The 14,262-nt window shown below is 72.6% G+C and carries 14 protein-coding genes; 10 read left to right on the plus strand and 4 right to left on the minus strand.

Translation table 11 applies throughout. The annotated features are described in order from the left end of the window. The 4 genes from JWR86_RS05950 to JWR86_RS05965 all read left to right on the plus strand — a co-directional run. Positions 1-1,116, plus strand: a 1,116-nt coding sequence (locus tag JWR86_RS05950) for an OmpA family protein (RefSeq protein WP_299562110.1), incomplete at its 5' end; no start/stop codon positions are given. Between the two features lie 144 nt (positions 1,117-1,260). Then, on the plus strand, positions 1,261-2,760 hold the full coding sequence (locus JWR86_RS05955; protein WP_299562113.1) for an NAD(P)/FAD-dependent oxidoreductase: 1,500 nt from the start codon (positions 1,261-1,263) through the stop codon (positions 2,758-2,760). 67 nt (positions 2,761-2,827) lie between these two features. Then, positions 2,828-3,820 (plus strand): tripartite tricarboxylate transporter substrate-binding protein, encoded by a 993-nt coding sequence (locus JWR86_RS05960; RefSeq protein ID WP_299562116.1) that lies wholly within the window; start codon positions 2,828-2,830, stop codon positions 3,818-3,820. Then, positions 3,820-4,809, plus strand: a complete 990-nt coding sequence (locus JWR86_RS05965; protein WP_299562119.1) for a D-2-hydroxyacid dehydrogenase family protein — start codon at positions 3,820-3,822, stop codon at positions 4,807-4,809. Before JWR86_RS05960 ends, JWR86_RS05965 begins: the two co-directional genes overlap by 1 nt. A gap of 3 nt (positions 4,810-4,812) precedes the next feature. Here the strand turns inward: JWR86_RS05965 and JWR86_RS05970 are convergent, their stop codons facing one another. Then, positions 4,813-5,235: a hypothetical protein gene (locus JWR86_RS05970; RefSeq protein WP_299562122.1), complete on the minus strand. Its 423-nt coding sequence runs from the start codon at positions 5,233-5,235 to the stop codon at positions 4,813-4,815. 248 nt (positions 5,236-5,483) lie between these two features. On the opposite strand from JWR86_RS05970, the gene putA reads away from it, so the two are divergent. The 5 genes from putA to JWR86_RS17820 all read left to right on the plus strand — a co-directional run bounded on the left by putA (position 5,484) and on the right by JWR86_RS17820 (position 10,921). After that, positions 5,484-8,990 (plus strand): bifunctional proline dehydrogenase/L-glutamate gamma-semialdehyde dehydrogenase PutA, encoded by a 3,507-nt coding sequence (gene putA / locus JWR86_RS05975; RefSeq protein ID WP_299562125.1) that lies wholly within the window; start codon positions 5,484-5,486, stop codon positions 8,988-8,990. 46 nt (positions 8,991-9,036) lie between these two features. Further along, positions 9,037-9,450, plus strand: a complete 414-nt coding sequence (locus tag JWR86_RS05980) for an HIT family protein (RefSeq protein WP_299562143.1) — start codon at positions 9,037-9,039, stop codon at positions 9,448-9,450. An 8-nt stretch (positions 9,451-9,458) separates the two neighbouring features. After that, entirely contained in the window at positions 9,459-10,367 is a 909-nt protein-coding gene (gene nudC / locus JWR86_RS05985; RefSeq protein WP_299562128.1) for an NAD(+) diphosphatase, read from the plus strand. Between the two features lie 4 nt (positions 10,368-10,371). Then, the gene (locus JWR86_RS17815) at positions 10,372-10,503 is read left to right on the plus strand and encodes a hypothetical protein (RefSeq protein WP_366914556.1); all 132 of its coding nucleotides are present in this window, start codon (positions 10,372-10,374) and stop codon (positions 10,501-10,503) included. 73 nt (positions 10,504-10,576) lie between these two features. Beyond that, complete coding sequence (locus tag JWR86_RS17820) at positions 10,577-10,921, plus strand: thioesterase family protein (protein WP_366914557.1); 345 nt, start codon at positions 10,577-10,579, stop codon at positions 10,919-10,921. Between the two features lie 6 nt (positions 10,922-10,927). Here the strand turns inward: JWR86_RS17820 and JWR86_RS05995 are convergent, their stop codons facing one another. From JWR86_RS05995 to JWR86_RS06005, 3 genes are read right to left on the minus strand one after another with little or no spacing between them, the layout of a single operon-like run. Then, positions 10,928-11,797 (minus strand): alpha/beta hydrolase, encoded by an 870-nt coding sequence (locus JWR86_RS05995; RefSeq protein ID WP_299562131.1) that lies wholly within the window; start codon positions 11,795-11,797, stop codon positions 10,928-10,930. Continuing rightward, positions 11,794-12,636 carry a prephenate dehydratase gene (locus JWR86_RS06000; protein WP_299562134.1) on the minus strand — a complete coding sequence of 281 codons (843 nt, stop codon included), beginning with the start codon at positions 12,634-12,636 and terminating at the stop codon, positions 11,794-11,796. Before JWR86_RS06000 ends, JWR86_RS05995 begins: the two co-directional genes overlap by 4 nt. Then, complete coding sequence (locus tag JWR86_RS06005; protein ID WP_299562137.1) at positions 12,633-13,427, minus strand: 3-deoxy-manno-octulosonate cytidylyltransferase; 795 nt, start codon at positions 13,425-13,427, stop codon at positions 12,633-12,635. Before JWR86_RS06005 ends, JWR86_RS06000 begins: the two co-directional genes overlap by 4 nt. A 147-nt stretch (positions 13,428-13,574) precedes the next feature. Between JWR86_RS06005 and JWR86_RS06010 the strand changes: the two genes are divergently transcribed. After that, on the plus strand, positions 13,575-14,262 hold a 688-nt coding region (locus JWR86_RS06010; RefSeq protein ID WP_299562140.1), incomplete at its 3' end, for a cytochrome c family protein.

The following is a 14,262-nucleotide window of genomic DNA, read 5'->3' on the forward strand; positions in this document are numbered from 1 at the left end:
CCTGGCGAGCGCCGGGACGGAGCGCGGGACAGCCGCGACGAGCGCCCCGGGCGCGACCGCCCCGGGAGCCAGGACGAACGGGATCGGCCGGGCGACCGCGAGCGCCGCGACGTTCGCGAGGACCGACCGGGCGACCGCGACCGCCGCGACGGCCGTGACGACCGCCGGGGCGCCGATCGCCGGGACATGCGGGACGACGATCGCGACCCGCGATCCGGCCAGCTTGACGATCTCCGGGAGGGCCGGCGCGAAAGCCGCGAGGGCGGCCGGACAGTGATCCGCGAGCCGGGTGGCCGCACCATCATCCGCGAGAACGGCCGCACCATCATCCGGCGGGAGGAGGCGGGCCGCTTCCGGTACGGCGCGACCGATGTCCGCACCGAGCGGCGGGGCAGCGAGACGGTGGTCATCACCGAGCGGGCCGGCGGCGTGCAGATCGTCACCTACACGGACGCCGAGGGACGGCTGCTCCGCCGGGCCCGGCGCGGCCCGGACGGCCGCGAGGTCGTCATCATCGACAACCGGGTACGCGGCGGCGGGCGGCCGGGCGACTACTTCGTCCGTCTGCCCCCGCCCGTGGTCGGCATCCCGCGCGAGCGTTACATCCTGGAGGAGGCTGATCCGTCCTATGAGCGCGTCTCGGAGACGCTGCTCGCGCCCCCGGTGGAGCGGCTGTCGCGCCGCTACACGCTGGACGAGGTACGGTACAGCCCCGAGGTGCGGGCCCGCATGCCGCGGGTCGATCTCGACACGATCACCTTCGAAACGGGCTCCTGGACGGTGACCCCCGAACAAGCCCAGCGGCTCGCCGTTGTGGCCCGGGCGCTGACCGAGGCCATCACCCGCAACCCGCAGGAGGTGTTCCTCATCGAAGGCCACACGGACGCGGTCGGAGCGGACGACGACAATCTGTCTCTGTCCGACCGCCGGGCGGAATCGGTGGCCGTGGCGTTGCAGGACACCTTCCGGGTTCCGCCCGAGAACCTGACCACCCAGGGCTACGGCGAGCAGCAGCTCAAGGTCGCCACGCAAGGGCCCGAGCGGCGCAACCGCCGCGTCACCGTCCGGCGGATCACGCCCCTCCTGACCGGCGACGCGGGCCCGCCCGCCCGCTGACGGCGACCCGAGGGCGTCCGCCGGTTCCCGCCGGCGGACGTCCCCTCAGGCACCGTCTGGCAACCCGGGTCGACCCGACGAGCGAATCTTAACGCTTGCGCTTGACACTCCCGCCCGGCCCCGACCGGGGCACGGGAGTTTGACGTGCCGCCTCCTCATTCCGAGACCGTGGTGATCGGTGCCGGACCGGCCGGGCTCACCGCGGCCTATCTGTTGACCAAGGCCGGCCGCGGCGTGACCGTGCTCGAGCAGGACCCCACCTATGTGGGCGGCATCAGCCGGACGGTCAGCTACAAGGGCTACCTGTTCGACATCGGCGGGCACCGCTTCTTCTCGAAATCGCGCGAGGTCGTGGATCTGTGGCGCGAGATCCTGCCGGATGATTTCGTGCAGCGGCCGCGCCTGTCGCGCATCTTCTACGGCGGGCGCTACTACTCCTATCCGCTGAAGGCGTTCGAGGCGCTGCGCAATCTCGGCCCGCTCCGGAGCGCCGCCTGCTTCCTGTCCTACCTGTGGGCCCGGGCGCGCCCGATGGCCGAGCCGAAGAGCTTCCACGACTGGGTCCGCAACCAGTTCGGCGAGCGGCTCTTCCGGATCTTCTTCAAGACCTACACCGAGAAGGTCTGGGGCATGTCCTGCGACGAGATCTCGTCGGACTGGGCGGCGCAGCGGATCAAGGGGCTCAGCCTCGGCACCGCCGTCCTGGACGCGCTCACACGCCCCTTCCGCCGCGCTGGCGCCCGGTCGGGACCGGTGGTCAAGACGCTGATCGACAGCTTCGACTACCCCCGGCGCGGCCCCGGCATGATGTGGGAGGCCGCGGCCGCCAAGATCCGGGCCGGGGGCGGCCGGATCCAGATGGGCTGCAGGGTGGAGCAGCTCAGCTTCGACGCCGCCACCCGGCTTTGGACGGTGACCTCCGTCTCGCCCGATGGTCACCGCGAGCAGATCCGCACGCCGCACGTGATCTCGTCCGCGCCCATCGCGGAGCTGATCCCCGCCATCCGGCCGCTGCCGATCAGCGTGTTCCAGGCGCGCGCCCTGCGCTACCGCGACTTCCTGACCGTGGCCCTGATGGTGAAGCGGCGGGCGGATTTCCCGGACAACTGGATCTACATCCACGATCCGGCCGTGAAGGTCGGCCGGATCCAGAATTTCCGCTCCTGGTCGCCGGAGATGATCCCCGACGAGAGCACCACCTGCCTCGGGCTGGAATATTTCTGCTTCGAGGGGGACGGGCTGTGGTCCCTCCCGGATCAGGAGCTGGTGGCGCTCGCCACGCGCGAAATCGCCCAGATCGGCCTTGTCGACCCGGCCGACGTGACCGACGCCTGCGTGGTCCGCCAGGTCAAAGCCTATCCGGTCTATGACGAGCACTACGCCGACCACGTCGCGACCATCCGGCTCGACCTGGCGCAAAACTATCCGGGCCTGCACCTCGTCGGCCGCAACGGCATGCACAAGTACAACAACCAGGACCACGCCATGATGACCGCCATGTTGACGGTCTCGAACATCCTGGCCGGGCGTGAGGTCTACGACGTGTGGCAGGTCAACGAGGACGCCGCCTACGGCGAGGACGGCCCGTCCGGCGCCGCCGAGGCGCTGCGCAGCGAGCGGCTGGTGCCCCGCCGCGCCGCGTGACCCGGGCGGCTTGCCGGCACGCACGGAGCTGATAGCCTCCCCTCATAAGAACTTGGGAGGACGCGGAATGCGGGACGTCACGCGACGGGGCGTGCTGGCGGGAGCGCTAGCCGTTCCGGCTCTCGGCTCGGGCAGTCGGGCGCAGGAGCCCTGGCCCGCCGGCGCCGGCATCGTCCGGCTGATCGTGCCGTTTCCGGCGGGAGGCTCGGTCGACGCGGTGGCGCGGCTGGTTCAGCCCGGCCTGCAGCAGCGGCTCGGCGCCACCGTCCTGGTCGAGAACCAGCCGGGCTCCTCGGGCAGCGCCGCCACGGGCCGGGTCGCCAAGGGCACGCCCGACGGCTCGACATGGGTGTTCGTGTTCGACACGCACGCCGTGAACCCGTTCATGCAGCAGCTCCCGTTCGACACGGCGCGCGATCTCGAACCCGTGATGCTGATCGGCACGGCCCCGAACGTGCTGGCGACGCATCCCTCGAAGCCCTACCGCACGGCCGCGGACGTGATCGCAGCCGCCAAGGCAAAGCCGGACGGCATCACCTACGCGACCATCGGCACGGGCAGCCTCGGCCACCTCACCATGGTGCGCTTCGCCCGGCAGGCGGGCGTCAAGCTGACCCACGTGCCCTACCGGGGCGGCGGCCCGGCCATGAACGACGCGCTCGCCGGCCATGTCGAGCTGATCATCGGCAGCGCCGCCCTGATCAACCCGCAGCTCGAGGGCAAGGCGCTGCGGCCGGTGGTGCAGTTCGGGGCGACGCGGGTCGCCTCGGCGAACCTCAAGGACGTGCCGACCGCAGGCGAGAGCGGCATGCCGGGCCTCGAATCGGTGGCCTGGTGGGGCGTGTTCGCACCCGGCAAGACGCCGCCCGCCATGATCGAGCGGTTCAACCGCGACCTCAAGGCGAGCCTTGCCGACGAGCGGGCCAACCGTGTGCTGAAGGACAGCCAGCAGATTGAGATCCGGGCCGGCGCCCCGGCCGAGCTGCAGCGCTTTTTGGAGAACGAGATGAAGGTCTGGGGAGCGGTGGTGCGGGACAACAACATCAAGGCGGACAGCTGATGGCCTTGCCGCGCGTCGCGGTGATCGACGACACGCAGGCGCTGGCTCGCGGCTCGGCCGATTGGAGCCGGCTGGACGGCAAGGCCGAGCTCACGGTGTTTGAGCAGCCCTTTGCCGACGAGACCGCGGCCGCGGCCGCCCTTGCCGACTTCGAGGTGGTGGTGCCGATGCGGGAGCGCACGGCCTTTCCGGCCTCGCTCGTCGCGCGCCTGCCGAAGCTGCGCCTGCTGGCCATGACGGGCGCGCGGGCGCCGACCTTCGACATCCCGGCCCTGACCCGGCAGGGCGTGCTCGTCTGCAACACGGGCATCAACACCAGCGCGGCCACCGCCGAGCTCGCCTTCGGGCTGATTCTCGCGGCCGCGCGCCGCATCCCGCTGGCCGACCGGGTGATGCGGGCCGGCGGCTGGCACGAGGGCGTGCCGGTCGGCACCGTGCTGGACGGCCGCCGCCTCGGCATCCTGGGCCTGGGCAAGCTCGGCAGCCGCGTCGCGGGCTATGGCCGCGCCTTTGGCATGGAGGTGGTGGCCTGGAGCCAGAACCTGACGGAGGAGGCCGCCCGAGAGGCCGGCGTGCGGCGGGTCGAGAAGGACGAGCTGTTCGCCGCCTCCGACATCCTGTCGTTGCACGTGGTCCTGTCCGAGCGGACGCGGAACATCGTGGGCCAGGCGGAGCTCGCCGCGATGCCGGACGGGGCCATCCTGATCAACACCGCCCGGGGACCGCTCGTGGACGAGGCGGCGCTGCTGCGCGAACTCGGCACCGGCCGCATCTCGGCCGCGCTGGACGTCTACGACCGCGAGCCCCTGCCGGCGGGGCACGCCCTGCGGCGTCTGCCGAACGTCGTGCTGACCCCGCATCTCGGCTACGGGGCCCGGCACGTCTTCGAGCAGTTCTACCGCGAAAGCCTGGAGAACATCCTGGCCTGGCTGGACGGCCAGCCGATCCGGCTGGTCAATCCGGACGCGCTCGCGCCCGCCCGGTCCTGACGGTCAGCGCCGCTTCGGCGGCGGCGGCGGGGCCGGCGGCTCCTTCAGGGCGTCCTCGATCTTGTCGAGCTTGTTCTCGAGCTTGTCGAGCTTGGCCAGGATCTGCGTCAGGATGTCCGGCATCACCCGGATGTAATCCACGCTCTCCCGGGTCGCGACGGCCGTCGCCTTGCTGGCCTCGAGGAGTTCGCGGACCTCGGCTGGCGACAGCGCCGACTGTGTCTGGGCGGCAGCTGGGTCGATGGCCGGCGGCGGGCTGTACTGCACCTGGCCGGAGGTCCCCTTCGCGGACGGCGCGACCTCGGCCGGAGGCCGGGTCGGGTTGGTGACAGCCTGGGTCGCGGCTGCGCCGGGATCGGCCGCGGTGGTGCCGGGCGTGGGGGTCGCGGCCGATTGGGCAAAGGCTGCCGGCGTCGCGCAGGCCATTCCGGCCGCTAGAAGCACTATCCACCGAGCCCGCATCATCCATCCTCCGAATCGCTCCCGTGACGGTGCGGAAACGGGCGCAGGAGAGCAAGCAGCGCCGGCGCTCCCGGGGCCGCACCCGGCCGGCCCGGGGCGAACCGGGAGGCTGGAGAAATCCTGCCGCCGCGCTAACCTGCCGTCCGCATGAGCCCCGCCCCGATCCGTGCCGCTCGCCGCGCCCGTCCCGCCGATCGGGGTGGGCCAACCTGATGTCCACCTCGCCCGCCCCTGGGAGCCGGGACGAGCGCCCCGACCCTGTTCGGGGCTTCGCGGCTTCGCCGGCGGCCGCCACGCCGCTGCGCCGCGGGATCCAGGCGCGGCATCGGGTCGCCGAGCGCGACTGGATCCTGGCGCTGGCGGATGAGGCCGAGCTGTCGCCGGCCGAACTCGCCGCCGCCGGCCGGCGCGCCCGCGATCTCGCCGAGGCGGTGCGCCGGGCCCGCCGCTCGGCTGGCGGCGTCGACGCGCTGATGCACGAATTCTCGCTCTCCTCCGAAGAGGGCGTGGCGCTGATGTGCCTGGCCGAGGCGCTGCTGCGGATCCCGGACGACGGCACGCGAGACCGCCTGATCCGCGACAAGATCGGCGGCGGCGACTGGTCGGCCCATCTCGGGCGCTCGCCGTCGCTGTTCGTGAACGCGGCGGCCTGGGGGCTGCTGGTCACCGGCAAGCTCGTGCCGACGCACAGCGAGCAGGCGCTCGGCGGCTCCCTCCGCCGTCTGGTGGGCCGGGGCGGCGCTCCGGTGATCCGGCGCGCGACCGACCTCGCCATCCGCATGCTGGGCCGCCAGTTCGTGACCGGCGAGACCATTGGCGAGGCGCTGGCCGAAGCCTCCGCGCGCGAGCGCCGCGGCTACCGTTTCTCCTACGACATGCTGGGCGAGGCCGCGATGACGGCCGCCGACGCCGACCGCTACATGCGGGCCTATGCCGAGGCGACGCTCGCCATCGGCCGGGCCTCGGCCGGGCGGGGGATCTATGCCGGGCCCGGCATTTCCATCAAGCTTTCGGCGCTCCACCCCCGCTACGCCCGCAGCCAGCGCGAGCGGGTCATGGCGGAGCTGCTGCCGCGGGTGACCTCGCTGGCGCTCTTGGCACGCTCGGCCGACATCGGCCTGAACATCGACGCGGAGGAGGCGGACCGGCTCGACCTCTCGCTCGACCTCCTGGAGGCGCTGGCGCTCGATCCCGCCCTCGCCGGCTGGGACGGGCTCGGCTTCGTGGTGCAGGCCTATGGCCGGCGCGCCCGGCCGGTGATCGATTGGCTGGCCGATCTCGGCCGCCGCTCCGGCCGCCGGCTGATGGTTCGGCTGGTCAAGGGCGCCTATTGGGACAGCGAGATCAAGCTCGCCCAGCTTGGCGGCTTCGAGACGTTTCCGGTCTTCACCCGCAAGGCCCACACCGACGTGTCCTATCTCGCCTGCGCCCGTGCCATGCTGGCCGCGCCGGACAGCATCTTTCCGCAATTCGCCACCCACAACGCCTTCACGATCGGGGCCGTGGAGGCGATGGCTGGGGCGGCCGATTACGAGTTCCAATGCCTGCACGGCATGGGCGAGGCGATCTATGACGGCATCGTCGGACCCGCCGGCCGGGGGCGACCGGTGCGGGTCTATGCGCCGGTCGGGCCGCACGAGACGCTGCTTGCCTACCTGGTGCGCCGGCTGCTCGAGAACGGCGCCAATTCCTCCTTTGTCAGCCAGGTGGTGGACGAGACCGTTCCGCTCGAGCGCTTGGTCGAGGACCCGGTGGCGCGTGTGCGCCAGGATGGCGGCCACCCCCATGCCGGGCTGCGGCCGCCGCCGGCGCTGTTTCCCGGCCGGGCGAATTCCCGTGGGTTCGACCTCGCGAGCGAGCCGGCTCTGACCGAACTCGGCGTGGCGCTGCGGACCCGGCCGCAGGGCCCCGAGGAGGCGCGCGGGCAGCCGGTCCGCAACCCCGCGAGCGGCGAGATCGTCGGCCGGATCGCCGACATCTCGGCCGAGGAGGTCGGCCCCGCCGTGGGGCGGGCCGCCGCCGCCCTTCCAGACTGGGCCAGCCTGCCGGCCGAGCGCCGGGCGGCCCTCTTGGAGCGCTGGGCCGAGGCGCTCGAGGAGCAGCGGCTCGCCCTCTACGGGCTCCTGATGCGGGAGGCCGGCAAGACGGCCCGCAACGCGGTCGGGGAGCTGCGCGAGGCGGTAGATTTCTGCCGCTACTACGCGGCCGAGGCGCGGGCGGGTCTCGCCGGGACGCGGCCGCTCGGGCCGGTCTGCTGCATCTCGCCGTGGAACTTTCCGCTCGCCATCTTCACCGGCCAGGTCGCGGCCGCCTTGGTGGCCGGCAATCCGGTGCTGGCAAAGCCCGCCGAACAGACGCCGCTCGTGGCGCGGGAGGCGGTCCGGCTCGCGCATGAGGCCGGCATTCCGCCCGACGTGCTCCAGCTTCTGCCGGGTCCGGGCGAGACCGTGGGCGCGGCGCTGGTGGCCGATCCGCGGGTGATGGGCATCGTGTTCACGGGCTCGACGGCGGTCGCCAAGGGCATCGAGCGGACCCTCGCTGGCCGGCCGGACAGCCCGGTCCTGATCGCCGAGACCGGCGGGCTCAACGCCATGATCGTGGATTCCTCCGCCCTTCCCGAGCAGGTCGTGGCGGACGCCGTCGAGAGCGCCTTCGATTCGGCCGGCCAGCGCTGCTCGGCGCTCCGCCTCCTCTGCCTGCAGGAGGACGTGGCCGGCCCGATCATCGCCATGCTGGAAGGCGCCATGCGGGAGCTTCGCACCGGCTCGCCGCTGGACCTCTCGACCGATGTCGGCCCCGTCATCGACGGCGAGGCTCGGGACGGGCTCGAGCGCCACGTCGCGGCCATGCGGGCCAGAGGTTGCCGCGTGGTGCAGGGGCGGCTCGCGGCCGAGACAGGGCGGGGCACCTTCGTGCCTCCCACCCTGATCGAGATCCCGGAGGTCGAGGCGCTCGACCGCGAGGTGTTCGGCCCCGTGCTGCACGTGGTGCGGTTCCGGGCAGAGGAGCTCCCGCCGCTAGTCGGCCGCATCAACGCGGCCGGCTACGGCCTCACCGGCGGCCTGCACACGCGCATCGACGAGGTCATCGCGGAGGTCGCCAGCAGCCTTCGGGTCGGCAACCTCTACGTCAACCGCAACCTGGTCGGGGCGGTGGTGGGCTCGCAGCCCTTTGGCGGCGAGGGCCTGTCCGGCACCGGGCCCAAGGCCGGAGGGCCGTTCTACCTGCACGCCCTGGTGCGAAACGGCCGGCCGGCCCCGGCCGTGGCTCTGCGCCTGCCCGGCCCGACGGGCGAGGAGAACGGCTGGTCGCTCCATCCCCGCGGCCCGGTCGCCTGCCTCGGTCCGGCTCCGGAGGCCCTGCGGGCCCAGGCGGAAGCGGCGCTCGCCGCCGGCAACCGCGCGCTGCTGCCCGACACGGAGGCGGGACGGGCCGTTGCGGCCGATCTCTCCCGGGACGACGTCGCTCTGTCCGAGGACCCGGCCGGCGCGGAGCCGCTCGGAGCCGTGCTGGCGGATCTCCCGCCCGAACCGCTGGTCGCGCTCCGGCGCAGGATCGCGGCCCGGCCCGGCGCCATCCTGCCGGTGATCGGACCCGACCATTCGGGGGGCTACCCGGGCTGGAGGCTGGTTGCGGAGCGGGCGGTCAGCGTCAACACTGCGGCGGCGGGGGGCAATGCCGCGCTGCTGGCGCTCGACGAGGGCGGCGCCTCGCCTTGACCTCGATCTCGCTTTCGGCCCCGGAACGGACTACGCGTTGCTCGCCATGGACAGCTTCCGGCTCGATCCCCGCCTCGCGGCCGATACCCTCCCGGTCGGGGATCTGCAGCTCTGCTCCGTGCTGTTGACGGACGACGCGCGCTTTCCCTGGCTGGTGCTGGTGCCGCGCCGGGCCGGCCTGTCCGAGATCACCGACCTCTCCGATCCGGACGCCGCCACCCTGATGCAGGAGCTGCGGATCGCCACGCGGGTCATGCTGGCCCTGTCAAAACCCGACAAGGTCAACGTCGCGGCGCTCGGCAACCTCGTGCCGCAACTGCACATCCACGTGGTCGGCCGCTTCCACTCCGATCCGGCCTGGCCGGGCCCCGTCTGGGGTCGCAGCGCGCGCCAGCCCTATCCCGCGCACGCGGCCGCTGCCCTGGTCGACCGCGCCGCCGCCCTGTTCGCAGCCGAGTGATCCGCCTCATGCCTCTTCGACTCGGTTTCGCCGCAAACCTGCTCGACCGCGCCGGTGCGGAGCGCGAGGAGGCTGCCCCGAGCGCGGCGGCGGGCGAGAGCCGCCTCGTGGTGATCGCGGGCGAGTTCGCGATCCTCCAGGCGGGCCCGGAGGGGGCGACCGCGCTGCTGGCGCCCGACCGTCTTCCGGCCGAGGATCTGCGTGAGCGCGTCGTCCTGGGGCGGCTGGACGGCGTGGCCGTGATCGGGGCGGCGCTCGATCCCGCCCGGGCCGATTCCTTGCGGGCCGACCCGGCCTTTGTGGTCACCGACCTGCGCAGCATCGCCACCGAGGGCACGGTGCCCCCCGGCGAGGCCGGCATGCTGGCCCAGGCGAAATCGCTTCTTCTCTGGCACGCCCGCCACCGCTTCTGCGCCCAATGCGGCGCGCCGACCGCTCCGGACCGGGCCGGGCTGCGGCGCGATTGCGAGACCTGCGGCGGGCAGCATTTTCCCCGCACCGACCCGGTCACCATCATGCTGGTCAGCCGCGGTGACCGCTGCCTGCTGGGCCGGCAGAGCCGCTTCGTGGCCGGCAGCTATTCCTGCCTGGCCGGTTTCGTATCGCCCGGCGAGAGCATCGAGGACGCGGTGCGGCGTGAGGTCCGGGAGGAGAGCGGCATCGAGGTCGGGCGGGTGCGCTACCTGATGTCCCAGCCCTGGCCGTTTCCGTCCTCCCTGATGATCGGCTGCCTCGGCGAGGGGCTGAGCGAGCCCATCACCATCGACACCGAGGAGCTCGAGGATTGCCGCTGGTTCCCGCGGGCGGAGGTGGCCAGCATGCTGGAGCGGCGGCACCCGGAGGGGCTGATCACCCCGCCGCCCATGGCCATCGCTCACCACCTGATGCGGGCCTGGGTGGACGGCGAGACCGCCTGAGCCGGTGAACCTGTGGCTGCGCCTCCTGGCGCTGATCTGCCTGGCGCCGCTGCGGCCGCGCCTGCGCCCGCCCGGGGCCGTGTCCCGCCTCCGGTTCCGGGTCTGGCCGCACGATCTCGACACTCGCTGCATCTGAACAACGGCCGGTACTGGGCCGTGATGGACTTGGACGCGCCGACCTCGTTCTCCGCTCCGGGCTGTGGCGCTCCGTGCTGCGCCGGCGCTGGACCCCCATCCTGGGCGCCGGCACGATCCGGTTCCGGCGCGAGTTGCGGCTGTTCCAGCGCTTCTCGGTCGAGACCCGCATCCTCCACTGGACCGGCGCCAACCTCGTCCTGGAGCAGCGCATCCTGACGGCCGGCGAGGACGGGCGGCCCGAGATCGTGGCCGCCGTCGCGCTGGTGCGGGGCGGGCTCTACGACCGCCGGGCCCGCAGCTTCGTGCCGATCGCCACGCTGATGGACGCGGTCGGGATCTCGGCCGAAAGCCCGCCGGCGAGCCCGGCCGTGGCTGCCTTCCTGGCCGGCGAGGAGGGTCTCAAGCGCGGCGGCTGAGGGCGGTCAGCTGCCGAGATGTCCGAGGAGCTCCCTGTTCACGCTTTCCGGCTCCTCGTGCTGGAGCCAGTGGCTGGCCCCGTCGAACCAGCGGATGCGGCCCTGGTCGCACAGGGCGAGGCTCTCGGTTGCGAAGCGGGGCCCCAGTGCCGTGTCGCGCCGTCCCCACAGGATCAGCGTCGGGACCGCGATCCGGCCGGCGGTGGGGGGCGGGTGGCGGACCAGCGCCCGGTACCAGCCCAGCATGCCGACCAGGGCATTCGGCCGCGACCATGCCTCGCGGTAGAGCAGAAGGTCGTTTCGCCCAAAGGCGCCGGGCCGGCTCGTCCGGAGGAGGGCGCCGCGGAGCGCCGCGAAGTCGCGCCGGGCCAGCAGCCGTTCCGGCAGCCCGGGCAGTTGAAAGGCCGCCACGTACCAGCTTCTGAGAAGCTGCGCCGGGTCCTTTCGCATCACGGACCAGCGCGCGTCCGGATGGGGCGCGTTGAGGATGGCGAGCCGGCCGACCCGGCCAGGGTGCCGGGCCGCGACCCAGAAGGCGACGATGCCGCCCCAATCATGCCCGACCAGCGCAAAGGTGCCGAAACCCAGGGTGTCCGCGAGATCGAGCACGTCCTGGCCCAACCGCGCCAGCCGGTAGTCTGCGACGGCGTCGGGCTTGTCCGATCCGGCATAGCCGCGCTGGTCGGGCACCACGACCCGGAACCCGGCCGCCGCGAGGGGCCCGATCTGGTGGCGCCACCCGGCCGAGAATTCGGGAAAGCCGTGCAGCAGGATGACGGGCGGACCGTTCTTCGGCCCGGCTTCGACGACGTTCAGCGACAGCCCGGGGAGGGCGACGCGCCGCGCCGCCGAAACCGTGCCGTCCGCCCGGTTCATCCCGGCTGGCCCATGTTTTCCCGGAACGGGTGGGCCGGATAAACGCCGAGCAGCCGGAATTCGCGGGAGAAGAAGCGCAGCTCCTCCAGCGCCCGGGCCAGCCCCGGGTCGTCCGGACGGCCGTCCACCTCGGCATAGAACTGGGTGGCCGTGAACTGCCCCTCGACCATGTAGGATTCGAGCTTCGTCATGTTGACGCCGTTGGTCGCGAACCCGCCCAGCGCCTTGTACAGGGCGGCCGGCAGGTTGCGGACCCGGAACACGAAGCTCGTCACCACGTGATCGCCGGCGGGCGCCGGATCGGCCTCGCGGGACAGGACGATGAACCGGGTCGTGTTGTGGGCCTCGTCCTCGACATTCTCCTCCAGGATCTCGAGCCCGTAGCGCTCGGCCGCGAGGCGGGGCGCCAGGGAGGCGCGGCTCCGGTCGCCGGCGTCGCGGATTTCGCGCGCCGATCCGGCCGTGTCGCCGGCCACCACCGCCTTGACGCCGAGGCGCCGGATCACGCGCCGGCACTGGCCGAGCGCGTGGATGTGGCTGTGCACGGTCCGGATCTCGTCGATCCGCGTGCCGGGCAGCGCCATGAGCTGGAAGTGGATCGGCAGGAAATGCTCGCCCACGATATGCAGGCCGGAGGTCGGTAGCAGGTGGTGGATGTCCGCGACGCGCCCGGCGATCGAATTCTCGATCGGGATCATGGCCAGCTCGGCTTCGCCCTCGGTGACCGCAGCGAAGGCGTCCTCGAAGGTGGCGCAGGGCAGGGGCTCGTGGTCCGGGCGCGCCTCGTGGCAGGCGATCTCCGAATTCGCCCCGCGCTCGCCCTGGAAGGAGATTTTCACGCCTGTGCCTCCAACAGCCGCCGCGCCCGTGCGAGCCCGTGCGGATTATCCACCCCGAAGGGCTGGTCCTCGATCAGCGCGATGTCGATGCGCATCCCGGCCTCCAGCGCGCGCAACTGCTCCAGCCGTTCCCGCCGCTCCAGCGGCGAGGGCGGCAGGGCAATGAAGCGGGCGAGCGCCTGCCGGCGATAGGCGTAGAGCCCGACATGGTGAAACAGCGGCCCCTCGCCCCAGGGCGCGGTGGCCCGGGTGAAATACAGCGCCCGCAGGCGGTTCGGCCCGATCTCGGTGCCGATGGCCTTGACGATGTCGGGATGCGTCCGCTCCTCCTCGAGCGTGATCGCGAAGGCCAGGGTGGCGATGTCGACTGCCGGGTCGGCCAGCGGGCCGGTCACGGCCGCGATGCTGGCCGGCGCGATGGTCGGAAAATCACCCTGGACGTTGACCACCACGTCATGGCGGCCATGCGGGTCGATCAGCCCGGCAGCCTCCGCGATCCGGTCGGAGCCCGACGGATGGTCGGCCCGGGTCAGGACGGCGTGGCCGCCGGCGCGCGTCACCGCCTCGGCCACCTCGGGCGCATCGGTCGCGACCGCGACGGCTCCGATTCCTGCCTCGACGGCACGGCGCCACACCTGCACGATCATCGGCTCGCCCGCGATCAGGGCCAGCGGCTTGCCGGGCAGGCGGGTCGCCTGCATGCGGGCGGGGATGAGAACGAGCGGGTTCACGAGGGCGCGGGACCGTGATGGGAGGAGCGGCCCTGTAGCAACGGCCTGCCCGCTTGTCATGGCAGGAGGCCCGTTCGGGGGCCCTGCGACGATGCGGGGGACCGCATGCGCAGCTGCCGCGTTGTCAACGCGGCGGAAATGCGGCTAAGCAGCCGTTTCGGGCGCTGCACTGCGCGCGTGCGGCAGGGACGGATTCGGGAACTCAGCATGGCTTCGGGTGATCTCGCCGGACAGGGGCGCAAGAAGGGGGGCCTCGGGGCGATCGGCGAGGGCGATCCCCTGTTCTGGAACAAGGTGTCGGGCGCCGTGCTCGGCGCCTGCCTTCTGGGCCTCGGCCTCAACGTCTTCTCCGGCATTCTCTACACGCCGCGGAAACCGGCCGTCACCGGCTATGACCTGCCGGCTCCGGAGGCGCAGGGCGCCGCCGGCAGCGACCAGCAGGCCCAGGCCGAGCCCTTGCCCGTGCTCCTGGCCAGCGCCGATGCCGGCCGCGGCCAGAACGCGGTCAAGAAATGCGCCGCCTGCCATGCCTTCGAGAAGGGGGCCCCGAACAAGATCGGACCCGGTCTCTACGGCGTTGTCGGCCAGCCCAAGGCCGCCCATCCGGGCTTCGCGTATTCGGCGGCCCTGAAGAGCAAGGGCGGTCAGTGGACCTACGAGGATCTGGACCACTTCCTGGCCAATCCGAAGGGCTACGTGCCGGGCACCATCATGGCCTTCGCGGGCGTGTCCAACCCCAAGGAGCGGGCCGACATCCTGGCCTACCTGCGGAACCAGTCGGAGAGCCCCGTCGCCTTCCCAGAAGCCCCCGCCACGCCGGCCGCAGCCCCGGCAGCCGCGGGTGCGCCCGCCGCCGGCGGTGCCCCGGGACCGGCCCAGACCGAGCAGCGGCCCT

Source organism: Enterovirga sp. (assembly GCF_028290205.1).
Taxonomy (GTDB): Bacteria; Pseudomonadota; Alphaproteobacteria; order Rhizobiales; family Beijerinckiaceae; genus Enterovirga.